The following is a 17,933-nucleotide window of genomic DNA, read 5'->3' on the forward strand; positions in this document are numbered from 1 at the left end:
ACTAATTTTAATTGGCTTCAGTGTAGCAAAAATAAGTAGAAAAATATAGCTTCAAAAACGGACGTTTGTTCGTGTTTTATGAGATAATGACGTATACAAAAACGAGCTAAGGGAGGAACTGATGACCATGAATCATATGCACCTCGGTCGTGCCGGAACCGGAAAAACCACAAAATTAATAGAGACTGTAATCAATGAGCTCGAGGAGCGACCACTTGGAGAGCCGATTTATTTTATCGTCCCCGATCAAATGTCATTTGAGATGGAACGTCGAATTGCGACGGATGCCCGCCTATCTGGATTAGTACGGATGGAAGTCATGAGTTTGCGGCGCTTTGCTTTTCATATCATGCGGGATCATGGCAATCAGGCGATTCCGTTTTTAGACGAGACAGGGACACAGTTGTTATTACGTCAAGTCGTCGAAGAAGTTGAAAATGAGTTAAAGATTTTCAAACGGACAAAGAATATGCCCGGGTTTTACAAGGGGCTTGATGAACTGATCGCTACGTTCAAACGTTCGCTCGTCGCTCCAGACATGTTACGTCAAATTAGCGGACTTTCTCCGGAACGCTCGCCGAAACTACATGATTTAGCTCTGATTTATGAGCGGTTCTCAGAACGCATCGTGGATAAAGCGCTTCATGCAGATGATTACTATACAACGTTACTCGACTTGTTACCGACAGCAGGTCTTGGTAATACGCAATTCTTTATTGATGGTTTCTATGAGTTTTCGTTACAGGAACAACAGGTGTTGCTTAAATTGATGGAACTAGCAAAAGAAGTGCATATCAGCTTTACAATCGATGTGAGCGATCCCTATGCGAAACAGACGGAGTTTGGGGTCTCCCAACGTTGTTATATGCAATTGCTCGAACAGATGCAAGACCGACAGCTCGAGCATGAAGAGGTCCATTATGAACGGACGATTAAGTTCAAGTCGGAAGGACTACAAACATTAGAACAATCATTGATGAGTCCTGCCTATCCTCCTGTCGATCATGAAGTGGACGGGGTCACGGTGACAGCTGCCGTCAATCGCCAAGTTGAAACGGAAGCCGCTGTCCGCCAGGCAATCCAACTCGTGCGCGAGCATGGTTACCGGTTCAATGAAATTGCTTTTATCGTACGACATCTTGAACCATATGCGGATCATTTAGAACGTGCGTTTCAGCTCTATGATATTCCGTATTTCCTTGATAAGCGGGAAACGATGATTCATCATCCGATTGTTGAATTGATTCAGTCTGCTTTAGAGCTCGTCGTCGCCGGTTACCGTGAAGAAGCAGTCTTTCGTTTGCTGAAAACGGAATTGATGCCACTCCCGGCAGATGATCAACGGCTCGCGCTTGATCGATTAGAGACGTTTGTCTTAGAACGTGGCATTAAAGGCACGATGTGGCAAAAGCCGTGGCAATTGAAACGACGCTTAACGGATGAAGTCAGTCTGACGGCGGAGGAACTCGAAGAAGAGGATGAGTTAAACCGGATGCGTCAATTCGTCGTTGATGCGATTACCCCGTTACAAGACCGGTTGAAGAAATCAAAAACAATGAGTGAACATACGCGTTCGCTTTATCAGTTCCTTGAAGAACACCAGTTGACAGATCGGCTGTTCAGTTGGAAACAAGAAGCGCTCGAGCGCAATGAGCTCAGTCATGCCCGGGAACATGATCAAGTATATGAAGCGGTCTTACATTTACTTGAACAACTTGAAGCAGCAGCTCCTGAGACGGAACTGTCGACAGACTTATTCGTACAAATGGTCGAAACCGGACTTGAGAGTCTGCGCTTCTCACTCGTCCCACCATCGCTCGATCAGGTCATCGCGACGGATTATGTCCGGGGGCGTTTACAACGAGTAAAAGTCGCATTTTTACTCGGCGCGAATGATGGTATGATTCCGTTCGTCGAAGACCAGTCGAAACTACTGTCGGAAGGAGATCATGATTTTCTTCATAATCATGGAGTTCCGGTCGGTAAAGCGTCACTGGATGTCTTTGATGACGAATTATACTACCTGTACCACGGAGTGACGGCACCGAGTGAAGCGTTGTATATCAGTTATGCTCTTGTTGATGAGGACGGGAAGGCATTACAACCAGCCTCCATCGTGAAACAAATCAAGTACCAATTACTGCAAGACCGTCCTGTCAAAACACACTTCGCAGAAGCAGGGGAGCATGCACCAAATGATCAATTCGATTTCGTAACTGATCCCGACCGAGCGGCGGCTGCGACCGCAATCGAGTTACGCCGTTTACAGCGCCGGTATCCGATTCAATCGTCATGGTTTGATGTTTACAATGCATTGCTCGAGAATGGTCAAGGACGAGAACGAATGGCGTTACTCGTCGATGCGTTATTTTATCAAAACCGAGCAGATGAACTTCCAGACGACTTAGCACGTTCCCTTTACGGTGACAGCATCAAGGCGAGTGTCTCTAGATTTGAGACATATAATGCGTGTTCCTATAAGCACTTCGCACGGTATGGGTTACGTTTGAAGGAACGAAAACTGTATAAATTCGAGGCACCCGACATTGGAAATCTATTTCATGGCGCGTTAAATGATTTGTCCGTCAACATCAAGGAGTCCGGCAGAAAATGGCGTGATTTAGATGATGCATCGTGCACAGAACTTGCGAAAAATGCCGTGGAAAAAGTGACACCAGACATTCAAAATGCTATTTTGATGAGTTCGAATCGGTTCGGATACATTCAGAAAAAATTAACGGATGTCGTCGAACAAACGGCGAAGATGCTCGTCAAACAAGCAGAACGGTCTGACTTCGAACCTGATTTATTTGAAATCAGCTTTGGGAACGCGATGTTCCCGCCGTTACGGTTTACACTGCCGGATGGAACGGAAATCGAATTCACTGGTCGAATTGATCGAGTCGACCAAGCGACGATTGGTGACCAATTGTACGTCCGGATTGTCGATTACAAGTCGAGTGCCCGAGCGCTTGATTTTGCTGAAATTTATTATGGTCTTGCGATTCAGATGTTGCTCTATTTAAAAACGGTCGTCGAACAATCAGAAGTCTTATTTAATCAACAAGCGAAACCAGCAGGCGCCCTGTACTTCCATGTCAAAAATCCGATGTTACGAAGTGATTTGTCGGCGGCTGAAGAAGAACGGAATCGTTTATTGCTCGAATCCTACCAGATGCAAGGTGTGATTGTCGAAAATGATGATGTGTTACGGGCGATGGATCAAATCGCGTTTGATGAACGGAAAAAATCGCCACTCGTCAAAGTGACGTTTACGAAGACAGGGCTGCATAAATCACATACGAAAGGGGTCGTCAAAGAAGCGGAACTGAACGCGTTGATGGATCATGCCTGGGACGAATTGAAAACAAGCAGTGCCGAGATGTACGCGGGAGATATCGCCATCGATCCGTTCGACTATCAAGAGCGAACACCGTGTACGTTTTGCGAATACCGTTCGGTCTGTCAATTCGACGAATCGCTCGGGAACAGTTATCGTCAACTGGACCCTTTATCTGAAAAAGAAGTATTGGACCGACTGAAGGAGGAAGAGGAATGAGCGTCAATTGGACGAATGAACAACAACAAGCAATCGATGCGCGCGGAGGACACATTCTCGTTTCGGCAGCAGCCGGTTCAGGGAAGACCGCCGTACTCGTTGAACGGTTGACGCAACGCGTCATCGATCAGGAAGATCCACTGACAGCAGACCGGATTTTAGTCGCGACGTTTACAAACGCTGCCGCAAAAGAAATGAAAACGCGTGTCATCGAGGCGATCGAAGCGAAAATCAAAGAAGCCCCAGACGATGTTTATTTGAAGAAGCAGCGTCAGATGATGAACCGGGCACAAATTACGACAATCCATTCCTTCTGTTTATCAATCTTACGGGAAAACTATTATCGAATCGGGCTGGATCCGGCTTTTCGAATTGCGGATGAATCCGAATTATTGTTGTTACAAGATGATGTACTGGAAGAGGTCTTTGAAGAATTTTACGCTGCCGCCAATCCGGCATTTTATGAATTGATTGATAGTTATACTTCCGATCGGGACGATCAGGCAATGCTCTCTCTGATTTCAAACTTGTACCGGTTTTCGCGTTCGCTACCAGATCCAGACGGTTTTTACGAGCATCTGCTTGCACAATACGACCAGCCGGTTGATCCTGATGAATCTTCGTTGCTGACACGACTCCTTGAATTAGAATGGCAAAAAATCGCACCGCTTTTAGAACGTTACCTTGAGCTCTCCTATCGTTTGCATCAGTCCGGCTATACAGAAATGGCGGAGCTCCTAATGCGTGACATTGAACCGTTACGCCGTATTAATCCGGCGACTGATCGTTGGACGACGGTCGCACTGACGTTCCAAGCTGTCGAGTTCGGACGCTGGAAAAGTCCGCGTGGGGATGAGGCGATTAAAACATTTCAAACGGAACGGACGCGTCTCGTCAGTGAGTTGAAAAAGCGTCAGGAACTATTCGTTCAAAAAGAGGGTGTCGACTACCTCGAAGATCTTCGGTCGCAACTTGGACATGTCGAGATGATCGTGACACTCGTCCGAAAGTTTGCTGAAGCCTATCTCGAAGCCAAACAAGAACGGGGGCTTGTCGATTTTTCCGATTTGGAACATTTTGCTTTAGCCGTTTTAGAAGAAGACGGGGCACCGACCGATGTCGCCCGCTTGCTTCAAGAACGCTTCGTCGAAGTGCTCGTCGATGAATACCAAGATACGAACGAAGTGCAAGAACGTATCTTGACGTTAGTCTCCCAATCAGACGAACAAACCGGTAATTTATTTATGGTCGGTGACGTTAAACAATCGATTTATAAATTCCGTCATGCTGAGCCGGGACTTTTTCTTGATAAGTTCAAGCGATTCCGGCAAACAGATTATGGAACACGAATCGATTTGACGAAAAATTTCCGGAGTCGTCTTGAAGTCCTTGATGGGACGAATCATATTTTCAGACAAGTGATGGATGCCGCCGTCGGTGAAATCGATTATGACGACGCAGCCTATCTACGGCTCGGGAATCTGGGTTACTTTGAATCAGAACAAGTCGAACCGGAATTGATTTTAATCGATCAACAAGATGAAAATAAGGAAGAATTAGAGGCCCGTGCCATCGCAACCCGAATCATCGAGATGGTCAATGACGACAATCCCTATCTCGTCTTCGATGCCAAACAAAAACGTTTTCGCAAATGTGAATACCGGGACATCGTTGTACTCGTTCGTTCACGTGGGAAACGCGTTCAAGCGCTTGTGGAAGTATTCGAGCAATATGAATTACCCGTCTATGCAGATACGACAGGCGGTTATTTCCAGGCAACGGAAATTCAAATCATGATGGCATTATTAAAAACGATTGATAATCCGTTACAGGACATTCCATTCGCGAGTTTGCTCCGGTCGCCGATTTTTGGTCTGACCGATCGCGATTTAGGACGGATTCGTGCAAAATCGAAGGATACGAGTTTTTATGAGGCTGCCGTCCATGTCGCAGGCGAAGCGACACCACTCGGGATTCGAGTCGATGAAGCGTTACAACGTGTCAACCAATGGCGGACAGAAGCCCGTGGTAAGTCACTTGCTGCACTCATTCGCTCACTGTTTGATCAAACCGGGTATTTCGAATACGTCGGGTGTCTCGCAGGAGGACGAAGTCGTCAAGCGAATTTGAATGCGTTATACGAACGTGCAAAACAGTATGAAGGAGCAGGGTATCGCGGGTTGTATCGTTTCCTACGACTGATAAATCGTTTGATTGAGCGTGGTGAAGACTTTTCCGAAGCTCGTTCACTAGGAGAAGACGAAGATGTCATTCGCATCATGACGATTCATCAATCGAAAGGGCTCGAGTTTCCTGTCACGATTGTCAGTCAGCTCGGAAAGCAATTTAATAAACAAGATCAAATCCAAGCCATACAATTACACAAAACGTATGGGATTGCGCTTGACGCGATTGATCCAATCAAACGCTTGCGGTCAGGTACATTGTTAAAAGAGGTCATTCGCCGTGAGATGGATCGTGAAATGAAAGCGGAAGAAATGCGAGTTCTTTATGTCGCGATGACCCGAGCAAAAGAAAAGCTGGTATTAGTCGGTTCAATCAAGGGATTAGATGAACAGTTGGTAAAATGGCGAGCTGCTCCACACGATGAATTATTGTTGCCGGAAATCGACCGTCGTAATGCGAAAACGTATGCAGACTGGGTAGCACCAGCTGTACTTCGAAACTTTATGTTACAAGAAGGAGAGCAACAATGGGCATTCCGGATCATGGAACTGAACGAAATTGCACCATACCAAGAAATTTCGACGATGATTGAACAACTGGAACATGTCCGCGCACTTGAAAAAATTGATCGTCCTGAAAATGACGCTTTCAAAGCGCGAATCGAAGAAAGTTTTGCTTATCGCTATGCGCACCAGCTTGCGACCGAGACGGCAGCGAAGCAAACCGTGACTGAACTCAAACGGACCGAAGAACTGGAGCGGGCAGCGTTTGAAGCGACAGAACGTCAAGCGACGTATTACCGGACCCCACAGTTCTTAGGCCCGGTCTTAACGGGAGCAGAACGTGGGACTGTCTTACACTTAGCGATGCAACTTTATGAAGCGGATCTGCCGCTCGCTGAACAAATCACGAAGTGGGAGACAGGTGAACGAATCTCAGAACAAGAAGCTTTGACGATGCGTGATGCGCAAAATCAGCTCGAGACATTCCTGTCCTCAAGCATCGGACGATTATTTGAGGAGCGTTTACGGGCGGGAGACGTCTACCGTGAACTACCTTTCACGTACAAAATCGATGCCTCACGTTTTCGTACGGATTGGCATGGTCCCGTTGATCAAGCAGTCATGCAAGGGATTGTCGATTGTTTAATTCAAGACGGGGAGGACTATATTCTTCTCGACTATAAATCGGACCAAGTCTTCGAGACGAGCGCTGACCAAACGCCAGCTGAGATTCTTTGCGAACGTTACGCGACACAATTGAACCTGTATCAAGAAGCTCTTGAATCCATTTTGAACATTTCTATCTCTCGAAAATTGATTTATGCATTTTCCTTAGAGCAAGTGATTGAAGTTATCTAACGAGTAAACAAGAGTAGGATTTCTTTTCCAGTAGGCGTCGAGGATGGAAGGTTCCACTTTACCGCAATCAAATGGCCGATGATCCGATGAAAAAGGGGGATCATCGGTCATTTCTATGTGGATTTTTCCCAATCCTGATGTTCGTTTCTTTAAGGCGTGCCTGCAAAAGTCCTCTTCCCTTGTATATGAGGAAAAGGAAGCATATCGCCTTACACGATTCCTACAGGAAAAAGCACGTGAAAGGAGTTGATTCCTTTTTGAATCAACTCCTTTCGGCTAGGCGCATGAGACGACTCGCATTTAAAAACAATAGTCATCGAGTAATTTCCATTTCCTATTATGAAGGAACTGTGTAGAATGAAGGAAGTATGGTTGAACTTCCTCCATCCATGTGTATAAGTGAGGATGGAGCGAGTACCGCCAAGATGAGTAGATATTTTAGGAGGAATTATAGATGGCACGTATTTTATTAGCAGAGGACGAAGACGTATTACGGATGTTGGTCCTTGATACGTTAGAAGATGAAGGGTACACAATCGATGAAGCGACGGATGGCGACGAAGCCTATCAAAAAATCATGAGTCAGCATTATGATCTTGTATTACTAGATTACATGATGCCTGGAATGACGGGAATCGAAGTTATCGAAAAAGTACGACGTCATCCGGACAAACAACAATTAAAGATCATGATGTTAACGGCTAAAAGTCAACAATCTGACCGTGAGCGTGCTGAAGAGATCGGGGCGAATTACTTTTTCTCAAAACCGTTCAGTCCGTTAGAGTTGATTGATGTCGTAGGAGGGATATTGAGTGATCATCAAGTGGATTAATCGAAAAATCGGACGCCAACTAATGGCTTCCTTTTATGTCGTTTTAGCTACGCTGATGATTTCTTCTTTGGTCGTCTACAACTATACGGACACAAGGTTACAAGATACCCGCGCGAAGCTTGAAGATATCAGGGATCGTAGCGCCCGGGCCGGTGCACTATGGGAAGAGTGGCAAGAACTTCAGTTTAATATGCGTGGTTATGCGTTAATGGGGGATGCCACCTTATATGAAAAAATCGCTGCGCAACAAACAACGATTGATCGTCAAACACGGTGGTTCGAAAAAAATGCGATTTATGAGCAAGGAAAAGTCTATGCGACATCTTCACGCGAATTGTATAGCTATTACTTCGATTCGGTTTTGCCGCTTGTACAGTCCTATGTAAAAGGTAAAAAAGATGGGGACGTAACGGAGACTTTTCTTCGCGGGACGACTTTAACAAATCTTCCATTAGGGAAAGAACTTGTCGCGGATGGAAAAATTTCATTAGATGACGCAGGCAATATCGATGTCCTCTCGGAAATCGATAAAAGTGAGTTGGCACTTGGAGGATACCGTGAATTTCTTGATGAGTGGGCAGAGAGAACGAGCCAGCAGTTAGGACAAGAGATTCGAACGACACAACTGATTTGGTTGTCGAATATCATCGTCGTCATTGCTGTGTTGATTTTCTTTATCTACCCGTTCATTCGAAGAATCACCTCTGAGCTTTTAGGACTCGTTAAAAATAGTCAGCGCCTTGCAAATGGAGAAGACATTTCGAACATTCAAGTCCCAAAAAGAAAAGACGAAATCGGAATCCTAGCTTTGTCATTCAATCAAATGGCCAGTTCAATCTCAGAAAATAAACAACACTTACTTGCAAAAAACGAAGAACTGCAAGCGCAACAAGAAGAACTGCAAGCACAACAAGAAGAACTGCAAGCCCAACAACAAGAGTTGGAAGAAGCGCTAGAACTGACGATGCGAAACGAACAGCATCTTCAATACCGAAATGATTTAACAGAGACGCTGGCGGCTCGGGAAGCATTGACAGCCTATCCGGAAATTATCGAAAAACTTGTAACGATTACAGATTCAGAAATTGGTGCCCTCGTTTTCGTCGATGAAGGACAAAGTTATTCTGTCGTCACGCATGGTATGACGGAACAATTGACGGAACAATTGCTAGGTAGCGATTTCTCATTGTTGAAGCGAGCAGATACTTTGAAAAAAGCAGTCCATTCGTCTAAACAAGTATCGAGTAATCACCCGTTGCCCTACCCGTACTATATGTATGAGACAGCAGTACCGATTTTAGATCCGTCATCGGATGAAGTGATTGCTTTCATCTATCTCGTTCGTTACCGCGACCAATTTACGAATGAACAAATGCGGGATGTCATGTCGTTCTCACGTCAATTGTCACTCTCCCTATTACGGATGCGGTTATTTGATGAGATGAACAAAGAGAAAACGAAAACTGAACGTATTCTCGATTCGATCCGTGAAGCGGTCATTTACATCGAACCCGGTAAAGAAGAGGTCTTCGTCAATCAGCCATTGTATGATCTATTTCCAGAGTTGCGCTATGGAGCGAACGAAGAAGTCGAGACACTTGATTTCTGCCTAGAAGCAATTCATTCCATCGTCGATGACCAAGCGACATTTTCACAGTACGTTGAAGCCGTTCTAGAAGGAGATGTCCCGACAGAAAGTCTTCAATTCTCAATCCGACAACAAACGGTCTTCATTCAATTTTATGTCGAGTCGATTGAAATCCTTGGTGTTCACAAAGGGACGATGCTCGTCTTGCGTGACGTGACGAAAGAGACGGAAATGGATCGACTGAAGTCGGAGCTTGTTTCGACGGTTTCGCATGAATTACGGACACCGCTATCGTCCATCTATGGATTTACGGAGTTGATGTTGAATCGAGATATCGATACGACCCGTCAAGATAAGTATTTGCAGACGATTCACTCCGAGACAGAGCGCCTTGCCAATCTCGTCAATGATTTTCTTGACGTACAACGGATGGAATCGGGGACACAGTCGTATAAAAAAGAGCCGCTTGATTTGCGTCTACTCCTCGAAGAGACGACACAATTTTATGCAGCATCGACGAAAAAGCACACGATTTCTTTCCGGACGATGAGTGAGACACTTCCGCTCATAGAAGCAGATGAAGAAAAGATGAAACAGTTGATGAATAACCTATTGAACAATGCCGTCAAATATTCACCGTTCGGTGGAAACATTGACGTGACCCTGTCGATTGAAGAACAACATGTCTTGTTCGAGGTCCGTGATCAAGGGATTGGTATTCCAGCGGCAGCACTCAACCACTTATTCGAGAAGTTTTATCGTGTCGATAATTCAGATAGCCGTAAAATTGGCGGGACTGGACTTGGACTCGCGATCTGTAAAGAAATCGTCACGGGTCACGGCGGAGAAATTCAAGTCGAGTCCATCGAAAAACATGGAAGTGCGTTCATGGTTAAACTTCCATTACTGGTAGAACGTGTGACGATTTCTTGAATAAATGATATGTTACGAAAATAACCCTATATCTAGCAGGGGAAATCAGCTACCATGAAATAGGAACTAGAAAAAGGGGGAAATCATCATGCCAATCACTGCTTTTGTTCATACCCATGTTTTACTATGGGTGTTACTACTCGTTGCGTTCTTTGTCGCCTTTTCAATGTATAAGAAGGGGAAGCCTGCAGCTAAAGGAATCCATATGGCCTTTCGCCTCTTATTGGTGTTAACGTTTGCGACAGGATTGTATCTGTATATCCAAATCATGGGGATGTCTGAAAATCCGGACGGTTTATACCATGCAAAAATCACCGGTGGTTTATTGTCACTCATCTTGGGTGAATTGACATTAGTTCGACTGAAAAAAGGAAAATCGTATTCTGGGTTCTTGCTCGGATTTGCGGTGCTCATACTCGTGACGATTTTCTTAGGATACTCGTTACCATTCGGTATGGAGTTCTTCTAATTCACTGTCCGGTTGAGAGTCGACCATCATTGTGTTCCGGCACAGCGATGGTCGACTCTTTTTATTTTGCGTTTTCCTGCCTCGATCGAGGAAACAACGAAAAAAATGCTTTTATCTCCCGATAGCACTTTGTACACAGTCTGAAGCAAAAGTTTGATGCGTTTTTTTTGTTTACAAGTTGTTGTTATTTGGGAAAAGGGATGTATTACGTGGTAGAGAGGGGAACGCTTGTGGCACAGTTGAAAGAATGGACAAAGGTTTTTCGGGCGAGAAAATGGATGAAACGAGCGGAACCGGTTTTACCATTATGGCATGGATATATTGGCTATAAATATGGGTTGTTCGATGTCTTAGGTGCTGGCGCAACACAAGCAGAAGCCCAAATACGACTGAAGCAACCGCTCACAACAGAGGCATTATCGCGTTGGTTCGAGGTTGGTCTGGCAGTCGGACACCTCAAAAAGAAAGATTTACGGTACACGGCAACACGGCATGTCCTTCCAGAACTCTCGAAATCAGATGACCGCAGTATCGGCTTCATGTTATCAGAACTGATGGAACTGCATTTGCCGGCTTTATTTTCCTATCCGCAATTTTTAGAGGATGGTCAACAGAAGACCTTTAATGGAGAGGAACACGGGGACATCGTTGCTGAAACGTCCGCACTTGTCGAAACGGTTGCTTTTCCGGCAGTACGTCATATCATTCGAAATGAAAACGTCACGTCCTTACTTGATATCGGATGTGCGTACGGAGGATACTTACGAAAAATCCATGAAGCCTTACCGGAACTCCGTTTGGCTGGAATTGATATCGAAGAGTCTGTCATCGCTGAAGCGAAGCGACGCGATACGACAGGAGAAATTGATTTTGTTGTCGGAGATATTAAAACCTTTGAAGTAACGGAAACATACGATGGTGTCATGATGAACAACATTCTTTACTATTTTCCGAAGGAAGAGCGACTCCGTCTCCTCGAAGGTGTCCGTCGCTTCGTCAAGGACGATGGAACAGTTATTCTTGTCACACCACTTCGGGATAGTGAATACGGGGCGCCGTTCTCAGCTGCCTTTAACGCCTTCATGACGTTACACGAAAATTTATATCCGCTTCCTGGAAAAAAAGAATTGACTGAACAATTACATGCAGCCGGTTTTGAAAATGTATCGATCACACCATTTTTGAAAGAAGGAGCTTGGTATATCGTCACTGCAAACGCCACTTCCTAATCGGAAGCTTGGCGTTTTTACAGTTTGAAGGCACTTTAGATTTGTGGGCATAGTATGTGATTAGTATAATAGTTAAAACGACCAGAGAGAAAAAGGAGAGATTCGTGTGAAGCAGCGTGTAGCCGTTATTGGAGCAGGACCCGGAGGACTCGCCTGCGCCATGTTATTAGCAGGGCGAGGGGTAGATGTGACTGTGTACGAGAAACAAGCAGTCGTAGGTGGACGGACGTCACGTGTGCAAGTTGGTGATTATCAATTTGATCGAGGACCGACCTTCTTAAATATGCCCCATATTTTAGAAAATCTATTTACGAGCATCGGATTGAATTTACACGATTATTTGGAACTAAAGGCATTGGATCCGATGTATACACTCTATTTCAATGGAGGGAAGGATCAGTTCACGATGACGACGGACCGAGACCGGATGAAGCAAGCAATTGAAGACCAGTTCCCAGGTAATGGAGAAGGGTATGATCGCTTTATGGCGGAACAAGCATTAAAACTAGGGAAGTTGATGCCTATCCTCCAAACGAAGCATGATCGATTGACGGATTATTTATCACCACGTGTGTTGACGGCGTTACCTCGGCTATCGTTAGGACGCTCGTTATATGATGTATTGTCGGACTACTTTACAAGTGAAGAATTAAAGTATTCGTTTACGTTCCAAGCAAAATACCTTGGTATGTCAGCTTGGGAATGTCCAGGCGGCTTTTCAATTCTATCTTACATGGAACATGCTTACGGCGTTCATCATCCGATTGGCGGAATGAACCGCATCCCGGAAGCGATGAAACAAGCAATTGAGGACTTAGGCGGGAAAGTTCATCTGAATGCTGGAGTCGATCAATTGATTTTAGATGGAAAAGAAGCAACCGGTGTTATTCTAGAATCGGGAGAACATGTGTTATATGACGATGTAGTCGTAGGTGCGGATTTCGCTCATGCGATGAATCATCTCGTACCGGAAGGCGTTCTCAAAAAATGGTCCCGTCCGAAAATCGATCGTAAAAAATTCTCATGTTCGACATTCATGTTGTATTTAGGTGTCGATAAACGGTTTGACGCTCCGCATCATACGATTTATTTTGCGGAAGACTACGAAAAAAATGTCCGTGAGATGACGCAGACTCTTGAATTATCAGAAGACTTTTCGTTTTATGTTCAAAATCCTTCAATCATTGACACAACGCTTGCTCCTGAAGGCAAGTCATCTCTATATGTGCTCGTCCCAGTCCCGAATAATTATTCAGATCTTGATTGGGCAGTTGAAGGACCGAAGTTACGCCGGAAAGTCCTCGATGCACTAGAAGAACGTTCTCCATATAAAGGTGTGGAAGGGGGAATTGAAGTCGAAGAAATGTTCACGCCTGACGATTGGGAAGCGATGGGGGTCCATCAAGGAGCGACGTTCAACTTAGGACATCAATTGACGCAGATGATGTATTTTAGACCACACAATCGGTTTGAAGAATTAGATCATGTCTATCTAGTTGGAGGCGGGACACACCCAGGTAGTGGCCTTCCGACGATTTTTGAGTCCGCTCGTATCACTGCCGATTTGTTGACTGGTGAAGTAGGTGTGACGAAATGAAGATTGGATTTGTAGGCGCGGGCGTCGGGACACTGCATGCGGCGCTCTTATTGACGAAACGCTATCCAGAGATTGATATTACAATCTACGAAAAGGAAGGGCGGGTCGGTGGTCGACTCGCTTCTGTCGACTTTGAGTCAGGCGGTCGGATTGATCAAGGGCCGACAATTGTCTTGATGCCTGGAAAATTACAGGAACAGTTAGCAGAAGCAGGACTCGATGGAGTCGAATTGTTACGAATCGATCCCCTGTACGATTTACATTTTGATGATGGGACGGTCGTGACGAAATTAGGTGATGTCGTCGATCAGGCAGTTGCGATTGAGCGACAATTTGGAGAAGGCCGTGGCTTTTCTGAATTTATGCATCAAAAATCAAAGGATTATGACATCAGCGTCTCGAAATTTTTAGAGCGGAGTTATTTCCGTAAATCTGAATTGTTACAGCCAGGCATGTTGAAACCATTAGTAAAGATGCATGCACTTGAGACAGCGCATGATCATTTGAAGCGCTATTTTAAAAATAAATACTTGCGAATGGCCTACAGTTTTCCGACGTTTTACATTGGTGGGAATCCTTACACAACTCCCTCGATTTACGGTTTGATTCCATATCGTGAGCAAGCAGAAGGTGTCTGGTACGTTAAGGGCGGCTATTTCTCTTTAGCTGAACGCATGTATGAAGTATTGGTTGAACGCGGTGTTCGTTTTGAATTCAATCAGTCCGTCGAACGTGTCACGATTCAGGACGGGCAAGCGACAGGTATCGTAGTGGGTGATGCAGAATATCATTATGATAACGTTGTTTTAAACGGTGAGTTTCCATTGATGGAATACCTTGTCGAAGGGAAAAAACCGAAAGCCTATACGCCTTCTGGCGGAACGTTACTCTTGTATTTTAAAATGCGAGGAAAAGTCAATCTGCCGGTTCATCGTTTTTTGATGCCGAATGACCTAGAACCGTTGATGAACTCGATTTTCCATCAAGATGAACTACCAGAACATCCGGCTGTCTATTTGTTTAATCCGAGCAAGGTTGACGATTCGCTAACGGATCGTGAGGATAGTGTCGTCTATGCGTTAGTTCCTTCTCCGCGGAATTTTAATCGGGAGAAGTTCGAGCAACACGGTTTTATTGAAACCATCTTAACGAAAATTGAGAATCATCATCCAGGATTCCGTAATCAAATCGAAGAGATGCAAATCCGAACACCGCAAGACGCAAAAGAGTTTGGATTGTATGAAGGCGGAAGCTTTGGTATCGCACCGACGATTCGCCAATCAGCAGCCTTGAAAACGCAGGCGCGTCCTTATCCTGATATTGAACGATTATATGCAGTAGGTGCATCCGTCCATCCATGTGGAGGCGTTCCGATCGTCATGATGGGAGCGACATTACTTGTCAATCGTATGGAACAAGAGATGAGGTGGAAAAATGAATACAGTGACGCAGGCATACGCAACGTGTGAAGAAACGATTCAGAACGGATCAAAAACCTTTTATAAAGCATTTTCGTTATTACCAAAACAAGATCGATTAGCCGTTTATGCCATTTATACATTCTGTCGTTTTTTAGATGATGCCGTTGATGAATCCGACACACCTAAAAAAAGTTTGGAAGCCTTTTTAGAAGAATTTCGTTTGTTCCGTTCAGGATACCCTATAAAAAAGCCGCTTTGGATTGCATTGACGGATGTCTTTGAACGGTATGAAATGGATGAGACGCCTTTCCTGGAGCTGGCGGAAGGAATGCGTTGGGACATCGAAAAAAATCGATATCAGTCACTCGAAGAAACAGAACAATACAGTTATTATGTTGCGAGTACGGTCGGCTTGATGCTGCTGCCGATTTTAGCACCGGGTCAACCAGAACTCCGTCAATCTGCGATTGAGTTAGGCATCGCGATGCAATTAACGAATATTTTACGGGACGTCGGTGAAGATGCAAAGCGTGGCCGAATCTATTTGCCGAAAGAATGGATGGATGAATACGACGTCACGCCACATTCTTTGCTCGCAGGAACACCGTCTGGGGACTTCGTAGGTCTTTGGGAGGCATTAGCTCTACGCGCAGAGCATCTCTATGATGCAGCAAGTCCTTCGTTCGAGCGTTATCCAAAAGAAAGTCGACGGGCCTTAAAAGTGGCAGCATTGCTTTATCGTGGTATTTTGGATGCGGCACGCGATAACCAATATGATGTTTTTACGAAGCGGGCGTACGTGAGCCGCTGGCAAAAGATGAAGTTACTCGCAACGATTTAAAAGTTCATAAAAAAAAGACCTTGGCGGGGACCAAGGTCTTTTTTTATGTTTCGTCTAGACCGGGGAGTCTAAGACGTTTCTGAGCGATTTTTGAAACAGTTGAGCAGTTGCTAACAAGGCAGGTCAACAATTCACGGGGATGAACTGTATTTCAACGAGCTGCCTGTGAACCAATCAGGATGAGACGATCTAAGGGGGAACGTCGTAAATCATGCTGACAGTTCAAACGTAGAACTACTTCGTTTAAGTGGGTCTTAAACGATGAATCAAATAACCGCTGCAAGTGTGTTAAGTTCTTAAACGCTCTTGACTCGGGGAAGTCACCTTGCGCTTGATTGAGGATGTGGGGTCAATCACTACCTCTTGAACTCGAAGTAATCTTATCAAATCTTAGTTGTCCGTACAAGTAATCGATTTGCAATTCACATAACGTTCACAGGGATTGGGCAGCACTTGACACGATTCGTTCACTTGCCAGTTTTCCTGAAAGCGTCACCATTGGACTACCGCCACCAGGATGGGTCGATCCTCCCGCGAAAAACAAATTGTGAACATTTTTTGAACGGTTGCTTGGGCGCATGAACGCATTGCGTGTACCATTCGAAGATAGTCCATAAAGAGACCCGTGATACGCAGAAAATTTTTGTTCGATATCGGTCGGTGTGATGCGTTGTTCGAAGACGACGTCCGATTCGATATCGATTCCGAACTGTTTTAGCCGTTGATTAATCAAGTGATCATACGTGTCGAAGTCGATGACGTTGCCTTCATTCGTCGCGGGTGCGTTGACAAGTATAAAGAGGTTGTCCCCAGCTTCGCCCATCTCAGGTGCCGTAACGGAAGAATTCGAAATGTAGATGGTCGGTTCTTCCGCGTAACGGTGTTCTTTAAAAAGGGCACGAAATTCTGCTTCATAATCCGATGAGAAGAAGACGTTATGATGGGCAAGCCCTTCAATTCGTCGCGTGAGCCCGATACAACGAACATAGGCCGAAATCGAAGGTTCCATTTGACTGGGTGTCGGGTTTTTAAAATCGGGTCGAATCGTTTCCGAAACGAGACGCGGGTATTGCGTCAATAGATCACCATTCATCACGACGAAGTCGACAGGTAAGTAATCGACATGGTTCAGTTCGATTTCTGTCGCAAGTCCATCCGTAACTTCGATTTGTGTGACTTCCTCGCCTAAGCGGAAAACGACGCCCATCTCTTGCGCCCGGCGTGCGAACCCTTCTGCGATTGCCGTATTTCCGCCACGAGTAAAGTAGACGCCGTCATTCAGTTCGAGATGAGCGATTAAAGCAAATGTCGCGGGCGCCTGAAAAGGACTACTACCAATATACGTCGCGTAACGATCGAGTGCCTGAATCAGTTGAGGATCCTTGAAATAGCTCTTGTGCAGCGAATGGATCGTTTTGAACGGGTGAACTTTGACCATATCTCGTAGTAAAGAGAAATTGAAATATGAATCGATATTGATAAAAAATTGCTGTTTAGCGATTCGGAATAATTCGGCGGCCTCTTCTTGATAGCCTGTGATATCATTTTTTGCTAATTGTCCGTTCGTAAAACGATCGATTTCCGTCCGCATTGCTTCTCGGCCATGCGTAAAAGTTAAGGTCCGCCCGTCAGGAAAGTGATTGGCGGTATGGCGTGCTAATTTTTCGAACTGGAAGTAATCATCGGGATCTGCTCCCGACTCCCGGATGACAGATTGAAAGACTTCAGGCATCGTGATGGTATTTGGACCGAAATCAAACCGGTGTCCTTCCGTGATCAGCGGCATCAATTTTCCACCAATATGATCATTTCGTTCAACGACAGTAACTTTAAATCCTTTTGAAGCGAGTGAAATAGCGGCACTTAAACCACCTAAACCGGCTCCGATGATAGCGACATGTTTCATAATGAACAAT

General features: G+C 45.1%; 10 protein-coding genes. 9 read left to right on the top strand and 1 reads right to left on the bottom strand.

Annotated features, from left to right (window positions below; all coding sequences use genetic code 11):
• Window positions 1–121 precede the first annotated feature (121 nt).
• The 9 genes from addB to KNP88_RS06420 all read left to right on the top strand — a co-directional run bounded on the left by addB (window position 122) and on the right by KNP88_RS06420 (window position 16,017).
• Window positions 122–3,559 (top strand): helicase-exonuclease AddAB subunit AddB, encoded by a 3,438-nt coding sequence (gene addB, locus KNP88_RS06380; protein ID WP_251137152.1) that lies wholly within the window; start codon window positions 122–124, stop codon window positions 3,557–3,559.
• The gene (gene addA / locus KNP88_RS06385; protein ID WP_214892926.1) at window positions 3,556–7,107 is read left to right on the top strand and encodes a helicase-exonuclease AddAB subunit AddA; all 3,552 of its coding nucleotides are present in this window, start codon (window positions 3,556–3,558) and stop codon (window positions 7,105–7,107) included. The genes addB and addA overlap by 4 nt, the downstream gene beginning before the upstream one ends.
• Window positions 7,108–7,561: 454 nt before the next feature.
• Window positions 7,562–7,939, top strand: a complete 378-nt coding sequence (locus KNP88_RS06390; RefSeq protein WP_029332854.1) for a response regulator — start codon at window positions 7,562–7,564, stop codon at window positions 7,937–7,939.
• Window positions 7,920–10,460 carry a HAMP domain-containing sensor histidine kinase gene (locus KNP88_RS06395; protein ID WP_214892927.1) on the top strand — a complete coding sequence of 847 codons (2,541 nt, stop codon included), beginning with the start codon at window positions 7,920–7,922 and terminating at the stop codon, window positions 10,458–10,460. Before KNP88_RS06390 ends, KNP88_RS06395 begins: the two co-directional genes overlap by 20 nt.
• Before the next feature lie 88 nt (window positions 10,461–10,548).
• The gene (locus tag KNP88_RS06400; RefSeq protein WP_088836487.1) at window positions 10,549–10,929 is read left to right on the top strand and encodes a DUF1516 family protein; all 381 of its coding nucleotides are present in this window, start codon (window positions 10,549–10,551) and stop codon (window positions 10,927–10,929) included.
• Between the two features lie 230 nt (window positions 10,930–11,159).
• Window positions 11,160–12,158 (top strand): class I SAM-dependent methyltransferase, encoded by a 999-nt coding sequence (locus KNP88_RS06405; protein ID WP_088836489.1) that lies wholly within the window; start codon window positions 11,160–11,162, stop codon window positions 12,156–12,158.
• Window positions 12,159–12,264: 106 nt separating this feature from the next.
• Entirely contained in the window at window positions 12,265–13,755 is a 1,491-nt protein-coding gene (locus KNP88_RS06410) for a phytoene desaturase family protein (RefSeq protein WP_214892928.1), read from the top strand.
• Entirely contained in the window at window positions 13,752–15,224 is a 1,473-nt protein-coding gene (locus tag KNP88_RS06415; RefSeq protein ID WP_214892930.1) for a phytoene desaturase family protein, read from the top strand. Before KNP88_RS06410 ends, KNP88_RS06415 begins: the two co-directional genes overlap by 4 nt.
• Window positions 15,190–16,017 (top strand): phytoene/squalene synthase family protein, encoded by an 828-nt coding sequence (locus KNP88_RS06420; protein ID WP_214892932.1) that lies wholly within the window; start codon window positions 15,190–15,192, stop codon window positions 16,015–16,017. Before KNP88_RS06415 ends, KNP88_RS06420 begins: the two co-directional genes overlap by 35 nt.
• Window positions 16,018–16,450: 433 nt before the next feature.
• Here the strand turns inward: KNP88_RS06420 and KNP88_RS06425 are convergent, their stop codons facing one another.
• Window positions 16,451–17,923 carry a phytoene desaturase family protein gene (locus tag KNP88_RS06425; RefSeq protein ID WP_214892935.1) on the bottom strand — a complete coding sequence of 491 codons (1,473 nt, stop codon included), beginning with the start codon at window positions 17,921–17,923 and terminating at the stop codon, window positions 16,451–16,453.
• Window positions 17,924–17,933 lie beyond the last annotated feature (10 nt).

The sequence above is a fragment of the Exiguobacterium sp. H66 genome (assembly GCF_018618705.1).
GTDB lineage: Bacteria > Bacillota > Bacilli > Exiguobacteriales > Exiguobacteriaceae > Exiguobacterium_A > Exiguobacterium_A oxidotolerans.